Annotated in this window: 18 protein-coding genes; 8 read left to right on the top strand and 10 right to left on the bottom strand. The window is 44.2% G+C overall.

Annotated elements, in window-relative coordinates:
- Positions 1-7 precede the first annotated feature (7 nt).
- From A3756_RS20630 to A3756_RS20600, 7 genes are all read right to left on the bottom strand, one after another.
- Complete coding sequence (locus A3756_RS20630) at positions 8-562, bottom strand: FixH family protein (protein WP_068514731.1); 555 nt, start codon at positions 560-562, stop codon at positions 8-10.
- Between the two features lie 43 nt (positions 563-605).
- Positions 606-2,060, bottom strand: coding sequence for a cytochrome c oxidase accessory protein CcoG (ccoG, locus tag A3756_RS20625; protein ID WP_068514732.1), 1,455 nt, complete (start codon positions 2,058-2,060; stop codon positions 606-608).
- A 142-nt stretch (positions 2,061-2,202) separates the two neighbouring features.
- Positions 2,203-3,096 carry a cytochrome-c oxidase, cbb3-type subunit III gene (ccoP, locus tag A3756_RS20620; RefSeq protein WP_068509683.1) on the bottom strand — a complete coding sequence of 298 codons (894 nt, stop codon included), beginning with the start codon at positions 3,094-3,096 and terminating at the stop codon, positions 2,203-2,205.
- Positions 3,089-3,274 carry a CcoQ/FixQ family Cbb3-type cytochrome c oxidase assembly chaperone gene (locus tag A3756_RS20615; protein ID WP_068509685.1) on the bottom strand — a complete coding sequence of 62 codons (186 nt, stop codon included), beginning with the start codon at positions 3,272-3,274 and terminating at the stop codon, positions 3,089-3,091. Before A3756_RS20615 ends, ccoP begins: the two co-directional genes overlap by 8 nt.
- 11 nt (positions 3,275-3,285) lie before the next feature.
- Positions 3,286-3,891, bottom strand: coding sequence for a cytochrome-c oxidase, cbb3-type subunit II (ccoO, locus tag A3756_RS20610; protein ID WP_068514735.1), 606 nt, complete (start codon positions 3,889-3,891; stop codon positions 3,286-3,288).
- 11 nt (positions 3,892-3,902) lie between these two features.
- Positions 3,903-5,330, bottom strand: a complete 1,428-nt coding sequence (gene ccoN, locus A3756_RS20605; RefSeq protein ID WP_068514738.1) for a cytochrome-c oxidase, cbb3-type subunit I — start codon at positions 5,328-5,330, stop codon at positions 3,903-3,905.
- Positions 5,331-5,707: 377 nt separating this feature from the next.
- On the bottom strand, positions 5,708-5,992 hold the full coding sequence (locus tag A3756_RS20600) for an antibiotic biosynthesis monooxygenase (RefSeq protein WP_068509864.1): 285 nt from the start codon (positions 5,990-5,992) through the stop codon (positions 5,708-5,710).
- Between the two features lie 55 nt (positions 5,993-6,047).
- On the opposite strand from A3756_RS20600, the gene tusA reads away from it, so the two are divergent.
- The 3 genes from tusA (at position 6,048) to A3756_RS20590 (ending at position 7,351) form a co-directional block, all read left to right on the top strand.
- Complete coding sequence (gene tusA / locus A3756_RS20595) at positions 6,048-6,275, top strand: sulfurtransferase TusA (RefSeq protein WP_068509866.1); 228 nt, start codon at positions 6,048-6,050, stop codon at positions 6,273-6,275.
- Between the two features lie 277 nt (positions 6,276-6,552).
- Positions 6,553-6,762, top strand: a complete 210-nt coding sequence (locus tag A3756_RS28085; RefSeq protein WP_255374988.1) for an STAS domain-containing protein — start codon at positions 6,553-6,555, stop codon at positions 6,760-6,762.
- 46 nt (positions 6,763-6,808) lie between these two features.
- Positions 6,809-7,351, top strand: coding sequence for a hypothetical protein (locus tag A3756_RS20590; RefSeq protein ID WP_068514739.1), 543 nt, complete (start codon positions 6,809-6,811; stop codon positions 7,349-7,351).
- Positions 7,352-7,365: 14 nt separating this feature from the next.
- On the opposite strand, the gene dsbD is transcribed toward A3756_RS20590, so the two are convergent.
- Entirely contained in the window at positions 7,366-9,249 is a 1,884-nt protein-coding gene (dsbD, locus tag A3756_RS20585) for a protein-disulfide reductase DsbD (protein ID WP_068514744.1), read from the bottom strand.
- A 221-nt stretch (positions 9,250-9,470) separates the two neighbouring features.
- On the opposite strand from dsbD, the gene A3756_RS20580 reads away from it, so the two are divergent.
- The 5 genes from A3756_RS20580 (at position 9,471) to A3756_RS20560 (ending at position 14,688) form a co-directional block, all read left to right on the top strand.
- Positions 9,471-10,076 carry an elongation factor P hydroxylase gene (locus tag A3756_RS20580; RefSeq protein ID WP_082865405.1) on the top strand — a complete coding sequence of 202 codons (606 nt, stop codon included), beginning with the start codon at positions 9,471-9,473 and terminating at the stop codon, positions 10,074-10,076.
- Positions 10,077-10,188: 112 nt separating this feature from the next.
- A complete protein-coding gene (gene rhlB / locus A3756_RS20575) occupies positions 10,189-11,625 on the top strand; it encodes an ATP-dependent RNA helicase RhlB (RefSeq protein WP_082865404.1) in 1,437 nt (478 codons plus the stop codon).
- A gap of 26 nt (positions 11,626-11,651) precedes the next feature.
- Positions 11,652-12,785 carry a 4-phosphoerythronate dehydrogenase PdxB gene (gene pdxB / locus A3756_RS20570; protein WP_068514747.1) on the top strand — a complete coding sequence of 378 codons (1,134 nt, stop codon included), beginning with the start codon at positions 11,652-11,654 and terminating at the stop codon, positions 12,783-12,785.
- Between the two features lie 36 nt (positions 12,786-12,821).
- Positions 12,822-13,514, top strand: a complete 693-nt coding sequence (locus A3756_RS20565; protein WP_068514750.1) for a flagellar brake protein — start codon at positions 12,822-12,824, stop codon at positions 13,512-13,514.
- 4 nt (positions 13,515-13,518) lie between these two features.
- Positions 13,519-14,688 (top strand): ATP-NAD kinase family protein, encoded by a 1,170-nt coding sequence (locus A3756_RS20560; protein ID WP_068514798.1) that lies wholly within the window; start codon positions 13,519-13,521, stop codon positions 14,686-14,688.
- 112 nt (positions 14,689-14,800) lie between these two features.
- Here the strand turns inward: A3756_RS20560 and A3756_RS20555 are convergent, their stop codons facing one another.
- The gene (locus A3756_RS20555) at positions 14,801-15,175 is read right to left on the bottom strand and encodes a hypothetical protein (RefSeq protein WP_156499632.1); all 375 of its coding nucleotides are present in this window, start codon (positions 15,173-15,175) and stop codon (positions 14,801-14,803) included.
- A gap of 89 nt (positions 15,176-15,264) precedes the next feature.
- The gene (locus A3756_RS20550; RefSeq protein ID WP_068514753.1) at positions 15,265-16,494 is read right to left on the bottom strand and encodes a pyridoxal phosphate-dependent aminotransferase; all 1,230 of its coding nucleotides are present in this window, start codon (positions 16,492-16,494) and stop codon (positions 15,265-15,267) included.
- Positions 16,495-16,888: the final 394 nt, after the last annotated feature.

Below are 16,888 nucleotides of genomic sequence, written 5' to 3'. Positions count from 1 at the left end.
TGCCAACCTAGTCCTGCGACTTGCTAGCAGTCTCGTTATTTTCGGTGCCACCTATATTAAGCGTTACTTTTCCTGTCGGGAAGGTGACTTCTTCTCTAATCCGCCAGCTTTCGTCAAAGGCATAGAGGTCGACATATCGACGGCCATCAACTGGTGATGTTAAATCTCCAACAAACTGGCCTGATGGTGTCGGCAGAAGCTTGATAACTTGATCTTGGTCTCCCACGGTTGGGTGTAGAATCTTCAAGGTTAAAAAGGCTTGTTGTTGGAGAGTAGGGTGATACTTGTCACCGACTAGCTCAATAATGATGGCTTGATCAACAATTTCTAAGGTTGGTTTCAAGCCGAGGTCATCCGCCATATTATCTTGTTCAATCGTCTGGTTTATACCCATGCCATCCTTGTAATAGTTGTCGCTAACCAGAGTGTCACGACCAACAACAGCAACAGTTACCATAATGCTGCTGAGTATAACCGAAGCAATAGGTACGCTCAGGACAAACCAAAGCCACGGCTGTTTGAACCATGGTTTTTTAGCTTGTTCATCTTGTGCTGCTTTCATTTCATTACCTCGGTTGTGCTTAGTTAATTTCTATTGTGTCGCTTTATTCAGCGCTGCCTAAAAAGCGGCTTTCGCTTGATGCGACCAAGTCTGGGTTATCTGTAGCCTTGACGGTAATCTCAATATCATAGTGGGTGACTTCCATATGTATGGGGTCGACTTCTATGCTAGTTGGTTGAGTGTATACTTCTCCGGCTTTCACGGATACCGTAGTGGGTGTGGTAATCTTTATCCCTTCAATGCCTTTGACGGTAATGTCAAAATCATGGGGTTCATCGCTCATATTCATAACTTTGAGAATATAAGTGTTTTCGATTTTACCTAAACCCGTTAGCTGGTATAAAGCGCCCCGATCTTTTATTACGTCTAACTCTAGTGGAACACGTGTTGCAACGGAATAGGCAAACGCACCCATCATGCCGAGTAATAATACAGCGTAGGCAATGGCTTTGGGTCTTAGTATATGGCTCTTCTTACCGATGAGGGCATTCTCAGTGGTGTAGCTGATTAGACCTCGGTCATACTTCATTTTGTCCATGATTGAGTCACAGGCGTCGACGCATAAGGCGCAGCCAATACACTCATACTGAAGCCCATCACGAATATCGATGCCCGTTGGACAAACCTGTACACACATGCCGCAGTCAACGCAGTCGCCAAGGCCTTGTTCTTTATAATCAACATTACGTTTGCGGCTTCCTCTTGGGTCTCCACGACCTTTGTCGTAGGAAACAACAAGTGTGTCTTCATCAAACATTACAGATTGAAAGCGTGCATAAGGGCACATGTATAAACAAACTTGTTCACGTAACCAGCCAGCATTCAGGTAGGTTGCAACTGTAAAGAAGCCAATCCAGAATATTGCCCAGGCGTCGACTACACTAAAGGTGAACAGATCTGGAACTAACTCACGAATAGGGTAGAAATAACCGACAAAGGTCAGGCCGGTGCCAAAGGAGACCAATAACCAAAGAGTGTGCTTAAGGGTCTTTTTGATCATCTTTTCAGAGCTGAATTCCGCTTTATCAAGCTTCATTCGTTGGTTCCTGCTCCCTTCAACCTTTTCCTCAATCCACATGAAAATAAAGGTCCAGGAAGTTTGTGGGCAGGTATAACCACACCAGACGCGCCCAAAAAGGGTGGTGACGAAAAACAGACCGTAGGCACAAATGATTAGAAGCAGTGCTAAAAGAACGAACTCTTGTGGCCAGAATGTCATGCCGTAGATATGGAATTTACGTGCAGGGAGGTCGAAATGAACCAGTTGCTGGCCGTTGATTGATATCCAGCAAATTGAAAAGTACATGGCCATCAAGGCCCAGAGTGAAAACTTCCTGATTCGCTGAAAAAGACCGGCAATTTTTTTGACGTAGATTTTTTTTCGAGACTCGTAGAGCTCGACGGTCTTACTGACGTCTGCTTGCTTTGAATCTTGGCCGTAGACTTCCAGTTTCTGCGTACCGGGTTCGATATTTTGGGCTGGGATCTTCTTAGACATAGGCAACGGCTTCCATATCTAGTGGAGGAAAGGTTTCTTTTCTAGAAAGTCTGTGATGAGCAAAGGCTGTCTAGAGAAGAGATCTTATATTCTGTGAGAGTGGGCCTGGCTACTCAGCCAGGCCCACGAGTCTCAGACAGTCTTATTTGTTAGATAAGCTGTAAACGTAAGCTGCAAGTAGGTGAACTTTGTCTTCACCAAGTAGGTCTTTTTGTGCTGGCATTACGCCTGCTCGACCATAAGTGAGTGTTTGATTGATCTTAGATGCCGTGCCGCCGTAGAGCCAAACATCATCTGTTAGATTTGGTGCGCCGACGGCTTGATTACCCTTAGCCTCAGCCCCATGACAGGCTGCACAGGCAGTCTGGTACATCGCTGCGCCGGCATCAACAGCTGCTTTATCATCACTACGTCCACTAAACGAAAGTAAGTAATGAGTCATATTTTGTATGTCAGTTTTGCTCATAGCGGGATTTAAACCTTTGGCAGGCATTTGACCGTTTCGACCATACAGGAGGGTGGTTTTGATCGCGTCTGGACTTCCACCATATAACCAGTCGTGGTCAGTCAGATTTGGAAAGCCTAATGCGCCGCGACCTGTTGATCCGTGACATACTGAGCAGTTATTAGCAAACAAACGCTGTCCTACTTTCATTGCTTCGGCATCTTTGGCGAGTTCTTCAATTGGCTTTGCCGCGTAGGCTTTGAATATAGGTGTGTACTTTTCATCAGCTTCAGCAACTTCTGCTTCCCATTGACCGGTAGAAGACCAGCCTAAGAAACCTTGGAAGTTACCTAAAGTCGGGTACAGCAATGCGTATGCGAATGCAAAAACAACTGAACCGATAAACATATGGAACCACCACTTTGGAAGTGGATTATCGTACTCTTCGATCCCATCGAAGGCATGGGGCATCTTTTGTTCAGTCTCTTCATCTGTAGTTTGGCTTTTTCGGGTGGCTACTAGCAGCCATGTACTACCGATCAAAGTACCGATAATAATGACTGAGACCCATACACTCCAAAAACTAGTCATGTTCTTCTCTCTCTTTTTCGCTCAAGGTACGTTCCGCGATATCGTCATCCTGAAAGGGCAGGTTGGCTGCATCGTCAAAATCTTTTTTCTTTTTGCCGTTATAGGCCCATAAGCATATGGCGACAAAGGCGATCATGACCAAGATGGTAGATAGACCGCGTAACGTGTTGATATCCATAATATTGGTTCTTACTTGTTCTTAAGAACGGTGCCAAGCTGCTGTAGATACGCAACCATAGCTTCGATTTCTGTTTTACCTTTCACCGCTTCTGCTGCACCGGCAATGTCTTCGTCGGTGTAGGGAACGCCTACTGTACGAAGTGCTTCCATTTTCGCAGCAGTACCTTTGTGGTCTACGATAGCTGTAAACAACCAAGGGTAGGACGGCATTTTGGACTCAGGTACAACATTACGTGGGTTATAAAGGTGAGCACGTTGCCAGTCGTCACTATAGCGACCACCAACACGAGCCAGATCAGGACCAGTACGCTTAGAACCCCATAGGAATGGGTGCTCATAAACATGCTCTCCGGCAACTGAGTAATGACCGTAACGTTCAGTCTCAGCGCGGAAAGGTCTGATCATCTGCGTGTGACAGGTGTGACAACCTTCACGAATATAGATATCACGACCCTCAAGTTCTAAAGCGGTATGTGGCTTCAGACCTTCAATGGGGGTTTGCATGTCTTTGTGGAAGAACAGTGGAACTGCTTCTACCAAGAAACCAAAACTGATAGCTACGACAATCAGAGGGATCATCAAGCCAAGGTTTTTTTCTATTATCTCATGATTCATTGACTCTTCTCCTAAGCTGCTTCAGTCACGGTATCAAGTGCTTTCGCATCTTTCTGCTTAATGGTTAGCCAAACGTTCACGGCCATGATAAGCATACCTGACAAGAAGATAGCACCACCAATTGCACGAACAAGATAACCAGAATGACTTGCTTCTAAAGACTCTACAAAGCTGTAGGTAAGGGTACCGTCATTGTTTACTGCACGCCACATTAGGCCCTGCATAATACCGTTTACCCACATTGCGGCGATGTATAGAACCGTGCCGGCAGTCGCTAACCAGAAGTGTAGGTTGATCATAGACGTGCTATACATTTCTTTAATGCCATAAAGCTTTGGAATCAAGTGATAAACCGCACCGATAGAAATCATCGCTACCCAACCGAGTGCACCAGAGTGAACGTGCCCAATAGTCCAGTCAGTGTTGTGAGATAGCGCGTTTACAGTCTTGATAGACATCATCGGACCTTCGAAAGTAGACATGCCATAGAAAGAAAGCGATACAACCAAGAAACGTAGTACTGGGTCAGTACGTAGTTTATGCCATGCACCAGAAAGCGTCATCATACCGTTGATCATACCACCCCATGATGGAGCTAGTAGGACTAGGGACATGATCATGCCCGCACTCTGTGCCCAGTCAGGAAGAGCGCTGTAATGTAGGTGGTGAGCGCCTGCCCATACATATAAAGAAATCAGTGACCAGAAATGAATAATAGATAGTCTGTAAGAATAAACTGGCTTGCCAGTCTGTTTAGGAACGAAGTAGTACATAATGCCCAAGAAGCCTGCCGTCAGGAAGAAACCAACAGCATTATGGCCATACCACCACTGCATCATCGCATCGACAGTACCTGCGTAAGCAGAGTAGGACTTCCAGAACGTGACTGGAATGGCCATGCTATTCCCGATGTGTAGAATCGCGACAGTGATAATAAATGCGCCATAGAACCAATTTGCAACATAAATGTGCTTGGTCTTACGCTTCATTATGGTACCAAAAAAGAGGACGCCATAGGCTATCCAAACTAAGGTGATTAGAATATCGATCGGCCACTCAAGCTCTGCGTATTCTTTTGCGCTAGTAATGCCTAGTGGCAAAGTGATCGCTGCTAGAACGATGACCGCTTGCCAGCCCCAGAACATGAATGACGCGAGGGTGTCCGAGACCAGGCGTGCTTGGCAAGTCCGCTGCACCACATAAAACGATGTAGCAAATAGAGCACTACCCCCAAAAGCAAAGATAACTGCGTTAGTGTGCAGTGGGCGAATACGACCGAAGCTTAAATAAGGTGAATCGAAGTTTAGCTCTGGCCATACTAATTGAGCAGCGATAAGAACACCGACGGCCATGCCGACAATACCCCATACCACCGTCATAATGGCAAACTGTCTTACAACTTTGTAGTTGTAAGTGATTTGGTTGGTCTCTTTGCTCATCGTTGAGGGTCCATTATTCTACATAAAGTGGAAACGCAAAAAATAAGGAATGTAAACCTTGCACACATCGCTTATTTTTTTACTACCTAAGTAATGATTTAGGGGTAGGTTAATACCCCCAAATCGGCTAGGCGTGAAGGGTACTGATCAGAAAGGACAAAATCAATCTTTTATCACGAAAGTTAGGGGGGAAAGTTGATGTATATCAACTTGGTTTAAGCCGATGGAATGCGCAAATGACTTATATAATAATGACTTACAAAAAATGAGGTTTAATTTGCTATTTTTTAAGTATCGAGATAGATTTTTGGAGTACAGTTTGCGTTGAATGGAGCAAGACGCAACTGTACTCATTGAGCAGATTGCAGAGAAGATGTTTAAGGCATTTCCAAAACGGTAACTTTTTCTTCTCTTTCTAGCATGAGGTTTAACTTGTCCATCATTTCCTTGCGTTCGTGGGATTGTTGCCATGCTTGCCAATCTTGAGTGCTACGCCAGTTGCAAAGGATGACTCGGTGTCTTGAGTTGGTAATATCTTTTAATGACTCCCCAGAAATAAAGCCCGGAGCTCGAATGGCTTTTTGTAGCGTTTGTTTTGCAGTATCCTCATAGTTTGCTTCCAGTGATTCCGCGATGGATCTTTCGATAATAACCCTAATCATGGCATGCCCCTCCAGTGTGCTGTTGTTTTAAGTATAGATTAAAAAAGAGAGCTAGATGTTACATCAACACCTTTTGGATACTCAAGGTTTGTATTGTCCTGAACCTGTTATGATGCTGCACTCAAAAATTGACGAGATGCAAAGTGGGGACGTGGTCAAGGTAATCGCTTCCGACCCGGCCACTCAGCGTGATATACCAAAATTCTGTCAGTTTCTTGGTCATGAACTGCTCGATCAGAGCCAGGAAAACGGCAATTATATTTATCTGCTGAGAAAAGCCTGAAAGTAGTTCTCATGTCGATGTTTCGAGTTTGCACTTTTCAGATCATGCTCTATCTTTTTAGAATGCACCTTTAATTATTCAAATATAGATTGTCAGGTGCTTGCGATATAAATATTAGCTAAAGTTGATTTGGGTATCTATGACTGACAGTGCTACGGGTAGTGTGAAAGTTTCCGTTAATAATTCTTGTACTACTCTCTATATCAGTGGAAGTTTCGCATTTCATTTGCAGAGCGAATTCCGATCAGCTTACTAAAAGGAGGTTGGTGACAGCCGTCTGGTTCAGGTTGATCTCTATGATGTCGAATACATGGATAGTTCCGGTTTGGGAATGTTGCTGGTCATGAAGAAGTTTCTAGACGGTGCAGGTGTGGCCTATGAGATCGTTCGTTCGCGTGGGCAGACCTATGACCTGTTGAGCATGACGCACTTTAATCAGTATTTCAGCATCAATGGTGAGAGTCCGGCTCCTTCGTTGGCTAAATAGTTTTCTGATTCGGTTAGTACAAATAAAAGAAAGGAGTTGCAGTTATATGCGTGATAATGAAGTAATCAAATGTATTCAGGACTTATTCTTTCAGTCGTGTAAAGACTTGTTTGAAAACCTGGATTGCAATGTAGGCTTGATGGTAGATAAACCTGAGCGCCTTGAAAATTGCCCTATTGCTTGCATTGACGGCGGTTCATCAGATATCGAATTCAAAATCGCTTTGGAGCTTCCTTTGCCTGTACTGGCCTTAACTTACCCAGTGGGTGAGGGGATTACCAAAGTTGAAGAGGACCGCTTGGAAGACTGGATTTCTGAGCTTTCAAACCAGTTGATTGGTCGTTTAAAAACTAAGTTGATAGCGCATGAGTGCTTTATCAGTATTGGTTTTCCGGCCACTTTTTTTGGTGTTAATGTCGATGACTTATTAGCTGAAAACAGTACGATCGATTCATATTATTTTGATATTGATCGTGAAGTTGCAGGATGCAGTATTTCTATTGAGGTATATGATGAAGCCTTATCATTCTGCTTGGAGGCAAATAGCCATGAAGAAGACCAAAATGAAGGTGAGTTAGAACTTTTCTAATATTGCGCTTCAATTTATTGTCTTACCAGCGCCTGCCCCAGGTGCTGATCGAAGCCATTGGCACTAATTTCCCCTACGATTCTCAGATCCTTGATTTCTTTGCCTTTTTTATCAAACAGCAGGATAGATGGTGGGCCGAAGAGGCCAAACCTTTCCAGTAGTGCCTTATTTTCATCTGTATTGTCGGTCACGTCTGCCTTAACGAGATAAAATTGACGTAGCTTGCTGTCGATATTAACAAGCGGAAAAACCTCATTCTCCATTACCTTACAGCTGATACACCAGTCGGCGTAAAAATCTACCAATAGAGCTTGGCCGTTTTGCTTTGCAATGGCGAGATGTTGTTCAAGCCCGGTATTCGAATAAATAGTATTGAAAGGGAGCTTGTTAGGTTTCTGTGTGTTGGTTTGCTGGTTGCTAATCAGAGTTTCCAGGGGGTTGAGTGGGTTTGTGGCTTGAGTAAGTGAGCCAATAAATAATAATGCGGCGTATAAGGCCAGGAGCAAGCCTAAACCTTTAGAGACTCTTTCTATTCCAGGCTTAGCTGCATCAAAAGCACCCATCTGGCTTGCTGTTAGGCCGCATAACAACGCCCATAAAAATAGCGAAACTGACTCAGGGATAACACGGCTAATGAGCCAGATTGCCACGGCAATTAGCATTATGCCGAAAGCGTATTTTACTTTGTCCATCCAGGCGCCGGCTTTAGGGAAGAACTTACCGCCACCTATAGCGATCAGGATTAATGGCACACCCATACCCAAGCCCAGAGCAAATAATGAAAGGCCTCCGATAACTGCGTCTGCTGTACTGCTTATATAAAGTAACGCACCTGCGAGCGGGGCTGAGACACACGGTGAAACAATTAGTGCTGATAGTGCACCGATAAAGAATACGCTGGTGATATGCCCACCATTAAGGTTTTGGCTGGTGGTATTGAGGCGGTCTCTTAAGAAAGCGGGGAGTTGCAGCTCGTAAAGGCCGAACATAGCTAAGGCAAGCAAAATAAATATTGCCGAAAATACGCTTAATACAATTGGGTCTTGCAGGGCTGCCTGTACATTGGCTCCCGCACCGAGCAGTCCTGTCACCACGCCTGCTGCAGCATAGGTTGCCGCCATACCGATAACGTAGGCTAGGGAAAGCATAAAGGATTTACCGACCGTTGGCTTTTGCTGGCCAGCAATAATGCTGGTAATAATCGGGATCATTGGAAACACGCAAGGTGTAAAGGTCAATCCGATCCCGAGTAAAAAGAATATTCCTACAATCGCCAGCAGGCTACTGTTCTGAATAAAGCTAAAGACGCCCGCAGCGTTTTCAAAGTCTGGGCTTTCTTGAGATGAAGGCGTTTGTTGCTGGTTGGGAGCTTGAAGCTTGTTGCTAGTTGTGTCGCTATTACTTTTTTGCGCTACATATAAGACCTTTTCGTGCTTTGGTGGGTAGCACAAGCCTGCATCTGCACAGCCTTGGGAGCTTATTTTAATCTCGACATCACTTAGTGAAGCATCGACGTCAATAGGAAGAGCAATTTCAACGTGCTTATAGAACGCATGAACCAAGCCAAAGTAATCATCCTGTTTAGGCTTTCCCTGGCTAGAAAATTCGGGAGGGCCAAGCTTTACCAGAGGTTCTAATGACTTATCGACAAGGCGGAATTTGAAGCGTTCTTTGTATAAATAGTAGCCGTCAGCTATTTCCCAAGACAGCTTTAAACCATTGTCTGTAGGCGATGAGCGAAATTTGAATGCCTCATCAACCTTTAGGAACTCATTCTGGCTTGATTCAAATAATCCCTTGCTATCTGAGCTAGAAAAACTAGTACCGCCAGAGGAATATGCGTCGGAGGTGAATGTTCCAAGAGTTAGGTAGATAATAACTAATAGGATATTTCTCATACTGGTTCAAAACCTTGCGATTGCATATATTGCACTTTAGATATAAATCTACTGTGTTGGTTCAATCAAAACTGTTAAATAGAACGATAAGAGGCAATAGATTTGTATAAATTCGTAATCATGCCATTATAAGTCGCTTTTGTGGGCTTGAAGATTAATATTCGATTAGATATTCCCAGGCTGCAAAAGTTTGATTGGTCGTAAGAAGGATTGTTAATCCGGTGGTAAATACTGAACAACAGCGCACCCAGTCCAGCTGTGAAAATAAGCTCGTTGATACAGCATTTGCTGATGTCACAGAATTAGTTAGAATTTTCAATAACTTGTTTATAACTCTCGAAGGTACTGAGTTGGTGGTGGGGGCTGATGAACCTCTCTATCTGCCAGCCTCGGAGACGGGTGGTTTATGCCAGGTTATTTCAAGGTTTGATTACTTCTCAAGCGCATTACATGAAATTAGTCATTGGTGTATTGCGGGTAAAGAGCGGCGCAAGTTAATTGATTTTGGTTATTGGTATGAGCCAGATGGGCGCAGTGACCAACAGCAACGCGAATTTGAGAAAGTCGAGATTAAGCCGCAGGCGCTTGAGTGGATTATGACGGAAGCTTGTGGAATGCGCTTTCGTTTGAGTGTCGATAATATTGCTCAGCCAGATGTTGGGGCGAGTAAAGAGTTTATCTGTGAGGTGGCTCAGCAGGCGGCTGACTACATAGAAAATGGCTTACCTGAAAGAGCTAACTTATTTGTTCAAGCTTTGCTAAGTCACTATCGGCCTGATTGTCGGTGCCTGGAAAGTGACGCATTTTCACTTGATAGGCTAAGCTAATGACAGTTTTAAGCAAATTAGCGGCTAATTAGGTGTATTCCGCTTGCAAGGCAGGGTTAGGGGGCATAAGCTCTCAGGTCAATATTTTAAGTGTTACTAGAGTGTATTCTAAATGAAGTTAAGTGGTTTTTTTGGTAAGAAAAAGCAAGACGAGTCGAATAAGGCACAAGGTGCCTCGACCAAAACTAACAAGCCTGCTTCGGCAAAAGAAGGGGGCGCCAATAAACCTCAAGCAAAGAAACACCCAAAACCTGAAACAGCAGGTAAGCCTCAACACAAAGGTGGCAAGAAAGGAAGCGCTCAAGCTAATGTACAAGAACAAGGGGCGAGTGTAGCGCCAAAAAAACAGGCTTGGAGTGCTGAGCAATATGTCGTAGCGCCCGAGGAAGGCAAGACCCGCTTTCACGATTTAGGTTTGCAGAATGACTTATTGCATGGCATCGCTGATCTGAAATATGAATATTGCAGCGACATTCAGGCAGAATCTTTGCCCCACACCTTAAAAGGCTATGACGCCATCGGCAAGGCTGCTACGGGTACCGGCAAAACGGCTGCCTTCCTGATTACCATTATTAATGACTTGCTATCTCGACCAGTGCCAAAAGGTGATCGTTATGCAAGCGAGCCTCGAGCACTGATTATTGCGCCAACACGAGAGCTGGCGCTGCAGATAGAGAAAGATGCTGTTGCCTTGACTAAACACATGGATATGTCGATTTATTCCGTACTGGGTGGCATCGACTACCAAAAGCAAAAAGACTATGTGCGCAATACCGTTATCGATATTCTGGTTGCAACACCTGGGCGCCTGATCGATTTCCTCAACAGCAATGACTTGTACCTGGATCAGATCGACTTTTTGGTTATTGATGAAGCTGACCGTATGTTGGATATGGGCTTCATTCCTGATGTTAAGCGTATCATTAGTAAGTGCCCAAGAGAGGATAATCGTCAGACCTTATTGTTTAGCGCGACCTTTAGTGATGATGTGCTGAACTTGGCAAACCGCTGGACGGTTAACCCTGTTTTCATTGAAATTGAAGCCGAGCAGCTGACGACTGATAAAGTCGAGCAGAAGATATTTATGGTGCCTACCGATGAAAAGCTGGAAATAATTTGCCGCTACATTGAGGAAAACGATGTTAAGAAGGCCATTATCTTCGGTAATCGTCGTGATGAAACGCGTCGCCTTGAAGCTGAGTTGAAATCTAAAGGTGTTAAAGCTGCGCTGTTATCGGGTGAAGTTCCCCAGCATAAACGCATCAGAACACTTGATCAGTTTAAAAATGGCAAAATAGAAATCTTGGTTGCAACTGACGTGGCAGGGCGCGGTATACACGTTGATGGCGTGAGTCATGTATTCAACTATAACCTTCCTGAAGACGCTGAAGATTATGTTCATAGAATCGGTCGAACAGGACGTGCAGGTGAAAAAGGAATCTCTATTTCCTTCGCCTGTGAAGACGATGCCTTCCTGCTTCCAGAGATAGAAAAGTACATTGGTATGAAACTTCCATGTGAATATCCTGCACACCTGGTTGGAAAATAAATTAATAAGACGGTTTTGTTTGAAGAATGAAAATTGTTGCTGATGAAAATATCCCCTTACTCACACGTTTTTTTGGTGATTTAGGTGACATTGTTAAGTTGCCCGGGCGGGAGATTAAGGCGGAACATTTGAGTGATGCAGATTTCTTGATAGTACGCTCAGTAACCAAAGTAAACCGTGAGCTTTTAGAAAACAGTTCAGTTAAGTTTGTTGGAACATGCACCATCGGTATTGATCATATTGATACTGATTACCTTGATCAGCAGGGCATTCGCTACTGTAATGCGCCTGGCTGTAATGCTAACTCTGTTGTTGAGTATGTTTTAAGTTGCTTATCAATTCTAACCGAAACTCATTCGCTCGATTTAGGCTCGGTAACAGTCGGTATTGTGGGTTATGGCAATGTTGGTAGCTTACTTGCTGCGCGCTTGGAGAAGCTGGGAATCAAGTTTAAAGCCTGTGACCCGTTTTTGGATGATGATTCACTTGTATCATTTGAAGAAGTGATGCGCTGCGACCTGATATCACTTCATGTGCCCTTAAGTAAAGAAGGTACGCATCCAACCTACCATATGATCGATAAGCAGGTGCTTGAAAGCTTGCAGCCAGAGCAAATTCTGATTAATTCGAGTCGGGGGCCGGTTATCGATAATGATGACCTGAATGACTTCCTAGATCATCAGCCACAGTTTACCGCTATCCTTGACGTGTGGGAGAGAGAGCCTGAGCTTAATGTCGAATTGGCTCGCAAAGTCTTTATTGGTACGCCGCATATTGCCGGCTATAGTTTTGACGGTAAGGTCTTGGGGACTGAAATGGTTTACCGGGCCTTATGCCAGTTTTTAGGTTTACCATCTCGCCACTCTTCTGGGCAATTCTTAGAAGAGCCGCCTTTGTCTAAAATGGCCTTTACTTCAAATGCAGATGTTGATTGGTCTATTCATACTGCAATTCGAGCCTGCTTTGATGTGCGTCATGACCATAGTTTACTGCAAGCCAGCTTACGCTTACCTGATGAAGAGCGATGGCAGGCCTTTGACCGCTTCCGAAAGAACTACCGCTGCCGGCGCGAGTTTTCAGGTGTAAAGATTCAATTGAAGAAAGTTAACTCAGAATTGCTAAGTAAGTTTAAGTCTTTAGGTTTTAATGTTAAGTCCTAAAATTGATACCTTAATAATGATAATAAGAGGTTAAGTGTGGCTGAGAAGCTTGATGATTCCCAAGATAGGCCAGTTGCGTCTTTTGCGAACTTAGGTTTATCAATTGGGGCGGCCGTCACTTTAGAAACAATTTCTCCTGCACGTAAGTATCAGGTAAACCTAATTGGTTTTGTTGAAAATCGTAGCATATTAATTTCTTCTCCCTTGAGAGAAGGTAAAGAAGTGCTTCTGGACAAAGACAGTACAGTGGCCGTTCGGCTTTTGGTGGGTAAGCAAGTCTGTGCTTTTGAAACTCGTGTCGCCTATCGTTCAATTCAGCCTTATAGCTATTATCACTTGGTTTATCCTGAAGAAATTACCGCGCTCCAGATTCGTAACTCTGAACGTGTCACGACAAATATTGAGGCTGAAATAGATAGCGACTTCGATATTTTTGGTGAATGGCCTAAACCTGCTTATATTGATAACTTAAGCAAAACTGGTGCAAGAATGTCTTCTCCCCAGTCATTGGGTGAAAAGGGGCATGAGCTTTTGGTGTCTTTTGAGCTGAGTGCGAGCGGTGTGACTAAGAGAATTTGCCTTCCGAGTATTATCCGCAATATAGAGCTAAATACCGATGAAGAAGTTGGTGAGGAAGGTCGCTATATTGTCGGTATTCAGTTTGTGAACCTGACTGATGAGTATGTGTTAACACTTTCCAGCTACATTTACGAAAATGAACGAAGATAAGGCAATGAGCCAAGCAAGTTTTACTTTTGGTTTGGTGCTTAACCCTCTAGCTGGAATGGGTGGGCCGGCTGCGCTTAAAGGTAGTGATGCAGCATCTACCACAGAAATAGCGATTTCCAGAGGCGTAGAGGCCAAGGCGGCCGATAGGCTAAGAGCGGTTTTAGTCGGTCTGAAAGATTTAGTTTTGCAGGGTAGATTGGCTTCAGTATCATTTTTGTGTGCAGGTGGACAGATGGGCGGAGATATCTGTTCAGAGTTTGCAGATGTCTTTGATATCGAGGTTTTGTTCCAGCCTCCTGAATTAACTCGAGCTGACGATACGCGTGCAGCCGCAGCCGAGATTATGAAACGCTCAATAGATATCCTGTTGTTTGTCGGCGGTGATGGTACTGCGCGTGATATCTACACGGTGATTGGTGATCAGCAGTGCGCTTTAGGGATTCCGGCAGGTGTAAAGATGCATTCTGGCGTATTTGCGGTAACACCTAAGGCGGTGGTTTCGGTGGTAGAAAGTATGGCGAGTCATCGTTTAGTGTCAGCCCGTATGGCAGACGTGAGAGATATTGATGAGGATGCTTTTGCCAAGGGGCTGGTTAAGACTCAGCATTTTGGTGAAATGCTGATACCGGACGATCAGCTTCTGGTTCAGTCGGTTAAATGTTCGGGCATGCTGGATGATGAGTTGATGCTTGAAGAGCTTTGCTCATTTATGAGTGAAGAATTAGAAGATGATACTTTGTATGTCCTCGGCTCAGGCGGCACCTTACAGCACTTGAAGGAAATGATCGGTTTGGAGCAGCCAACATTGCTGGGTGTTGATGTGTGTTTCTTTGATGGTGTAAATGTCACGCTTATCGCGAATGACGTTCATGAGGCTCAGCTATTTGAATTGCTGCAACAATATCCCAGGGTAAAGGTGATTCTCTCTGTTATAGGTGGGCAGGGGATTGTTTTAGGGCGTGGTAATCAACAAATTAGTCCACGAGTTCTTCGGCAGGCCGGTCTCGGTAACCTTCAGTTTATTTCGACTCAAGAAAAAATTAGAGCCCTTAATGGTCGGGCTTTGCATGTTGATAGCGGTTGTGACGAACTTGATAAGCAGTTATCTGGCTTTCATAAAATAATATGTGGCTATGATGATGCACTTATGTACGAGATTAGTTATTTGTCTTAAAAATATAAAAGGAATTAGGTGCACGACCCTGATGTTATTACCCCTCAGTGCCAGCTTCAGGCGGGGCTTTTGACAGCGCTAGATCGTTGTGTGCGGAAAGGGTTGTGGTCTGTTAGTTATCAGAGTATTTGTGAATCAGATGTTGCATGGCTATCGCGAGCTGGCTTGAGGTGCCATGCTTCATAATATGATTGAGTGTATCGATATTCGGCAAGCCCTTCAGGCCTTCAATGATTGGATGAATTTGCTCAGTTAAGACATTAATTTGCTGGTCGTGGCAGATGCTGGACATCAGCTTAAGACCCTTTGAAGTTAGGGTCGCCTGATCAATAGCTTCTTGCTTAAGAGTGCTTTCAAACTTAATGAAGCGCTCTTGCTCGAGCCAAAGCATAGCGCCAAAACAACTTTGAAAACGATCGCTATGTAAACCGTACTCATCAGCTTGGTCTGGGCCTGAGATATCCTCGACGAAGACGTTGCTCTTCATCGGGAAACTCATATACAGTTGCTTCAGAATTTTGGTGCAATCGAGAAAAAACTCTTCAATATGGATGCTGAACATTTAAATGGCTGACCCTAGTTCTCTTCAGGTAATTGTTCGTAAGTTTTTAGGAACAATTCAAAACGCTGAATTGCATCTTCCAGAACGTCTACCCGTGGAAGGAATACGAATCGGAAGTGCTGAGTATCACTGAGGTTAAAGCCTGTTCCGTGAACGATAAGAATACGCTGCTGTTTGAGCAAGTCCAAGACCAATTTTTCGTCGTTTACGATCGGGTAAATCTCAGGGTCTAGTTTAACAAAGAGGTAAAGCGCGCCATCAGGCTTGACGCATGAAACGCCCTTAATATCATTGAGCATTTTCCAGGCAAGCTCACGCTGCTCCCATAAGCGTCCGCCCGGAACGATTAGGTCATTGATACTTTGATAACCGCCCAAAGCGGTTTGAATCGCGTATTGAGCGGGTACATTACAGCAAAGTCGCATTGACGCGAGCATATCGATGCCGTCGATGAAATCTTCAGCATAATGCTTAGGACCGGTAATCATCATCCAGCCAGACCGGTAACCGGCTGCACGATGGGTCTTAGATAGGCCATTGTAGGTCAATGTAAGGACATCTGAAGACAGCGACGCAAGGGGTGTGTGAGTTGCGCCGTCATATAGAATTTTGTCGTAGATCTCGTCAGCTAATAGCATCAGCTTAAACTCTCGAGCAAGGTCGACCAACTCTTTCAGTAAGCTTTCAGGGTAAACCGAGCCGGTCGGGTTGTTCGGGTTAATGACGACAATTGCTTTGGTATTGTCGTTAATTTTACTGCGAATGTCCTCGACGCTTGGGTACCAGCTAGACTCCTCATCACATAGATAATGCACAGGCTTACCGCCACTTAGCGTTACAGCAGCCGTCCATAGAGGGTAGTCAGGTGAGGGGATTAACACTTCATCGCCGTCATTTAGCAGAGCCTGCATAGACATAACAATGAGCTCACTTGCGCCGTTGCCTAAATAGATATCTTCTATGTCAACATTGAGAATGTTTTTTGACTGATAATGCTGCATAACGGCTTTACGTGCAGAGTATAAGCCCTTTGAATCACTATAGCCTTGAGCGTTAGGCAAGTTACGAATGACGTCGGTTTGTATTTCTTCAGGTACGTCGAACTCAAAGGGCGCAGGGTTGCCAATGTTAAGCTTTAGGATTCGATGGCCTTCTTCTTCTAAACGCTTGGCTTCTCGCGCGACTTCCCCTCGAATGTCGTAACACACATTATCAAGTTTGGAAGATTTTTTGATGATTTTCATGACGCAAGAATCCATTAAATTAAGAAATTAAATAAGGCTATCTTTTTACTATAGATCCTATTCTAATAAATTACGCAAGATATGGAACGTAAATTATTAGTCTTACTGATATTTAAGCATAAAGCGCTCAGAACCCTGAGAAGTAGAGATGGCTTAGATCTAAATCAATTTCAGAGTCTTTATTTAGCTTGGCAGCACTAAAATTTCTCTAAAGCGCTTTAAAAACGACAATGAAAAAAGCATTATCCTATTAATAGAAAAATAGATTCGAGGTAGCTATGTCAGAATTCAAAGCAATTGATAACAAAGTTTTAGATGCCAAGCTTGTAGGGCCCTTAGCGCTGTTGCTGGGAAAGTGGCAAGGTGAAACAGGGATGGACATTGCACCGGAGCC

The organism is Oleiphilus sp. HI0086, assembly GCF_001635225.1.
The sequence above is the reverse complement of the archived record's forward strand: the minus strand, read 5'-3'. Positions and strand labels throughout refer to the sequence as shown.

Coding starts and splice junctions, on each gene's coding strand:
- A3756_RS20630 (WP_068514731.1), bottom strand. CDS start 562: ATGAAAGCAGCACAAGATGAACAAGCTAAAAAACCATGGTTCAAACAG.
- ccoG (WP_068514732.1), bottom strand. CDS start 2,060: ATGTCTAAGAAGATCCCAGCCCAAAATATCGAACCCGGTACGCAGAAA.
- ccoP (WP_068509683.1), bottom strand. CDS start 3,096: ATGACTAGTTTTTGGAGTGTATGGGTCTCAGTCATTATTATCGGTACT.
- A3756_RS20615 (WP_068509685.1), bottom strand. CDS start 3,274: ATGGATATCAACACGTTACGCGGTCTATCTACCATCTTGGTCATGATC.
- ccoO (WP_068514735.1), bottom strand. CDS start 3,891: ATGAATCATGAGATAATAGAAAAAAACCTTGGCTTGATGATCCCTCTG.
- ccoN (WP_068514738.1), bottom strand. CDS start 5,330: ATGAGCAAAGAGACCAACCAAATCACTTACAACTACAAAGTTGTAAGA.
- A3756_RS20600 (WP_068509864.1), bottom strand. CDS start 5,992: ATGATTAGGGTTATTATCGAAAGATCCATCGCGGAATCACTGGAAGCA.
- tusA (WP_068509866.1), top strand. CDS start 6,048: ATGTTACATCAACACCTTTTGGATACTCAAGGTTTGTATTGTCCTGAA.
- A3756_RS20590 (WP_068514739.1), top strand. CDS start 6,809: ATGCGTGATAATGAAGTAATCAAATGTATTCAGGACTTATTCTTTCAG.
- dsbD (WP_068514744.1), bottom strand. CDS start 9,249: ATGAGAAATATCCTATTAGTTATTATCTACCTAACTCTTGGAACATTC.
- rhlB (WP_082865404.1), top strand. CDS start 10,189: ATGAAGTTAAGTGGTTTTTTTGGTAAGAAAAAGCAAGACGAGTCGAAT.
- pdxB (WP_068514747.1), top strand. CDS start 11,652: ATGAAAATTGTTGCTGATGAAAATATCCCCTTACTCACACGTTTTTTT.
- A3756_RS20560 (WP_068514798.1), top strand. CDS start 13,519: ATGAGCCAAGCAAGTTTTACTTTTGGTTTGGTGCTTAACCCTCTAGCT.
- A3756_RS20555 (WP_156499632.1), bottom strand. CDS start 15,175: ATGAAGAGCAACGTCTTCGTCGAGGATATCTCAGGCCCAGACCAAGCT.
- A3756_RS20550 (WP_068514753.1), bottom strand. CDS start 16,494: ATGAAAATCATCAAAAAATCTTCCAAACTTGATAATGTGTGTTACGAC.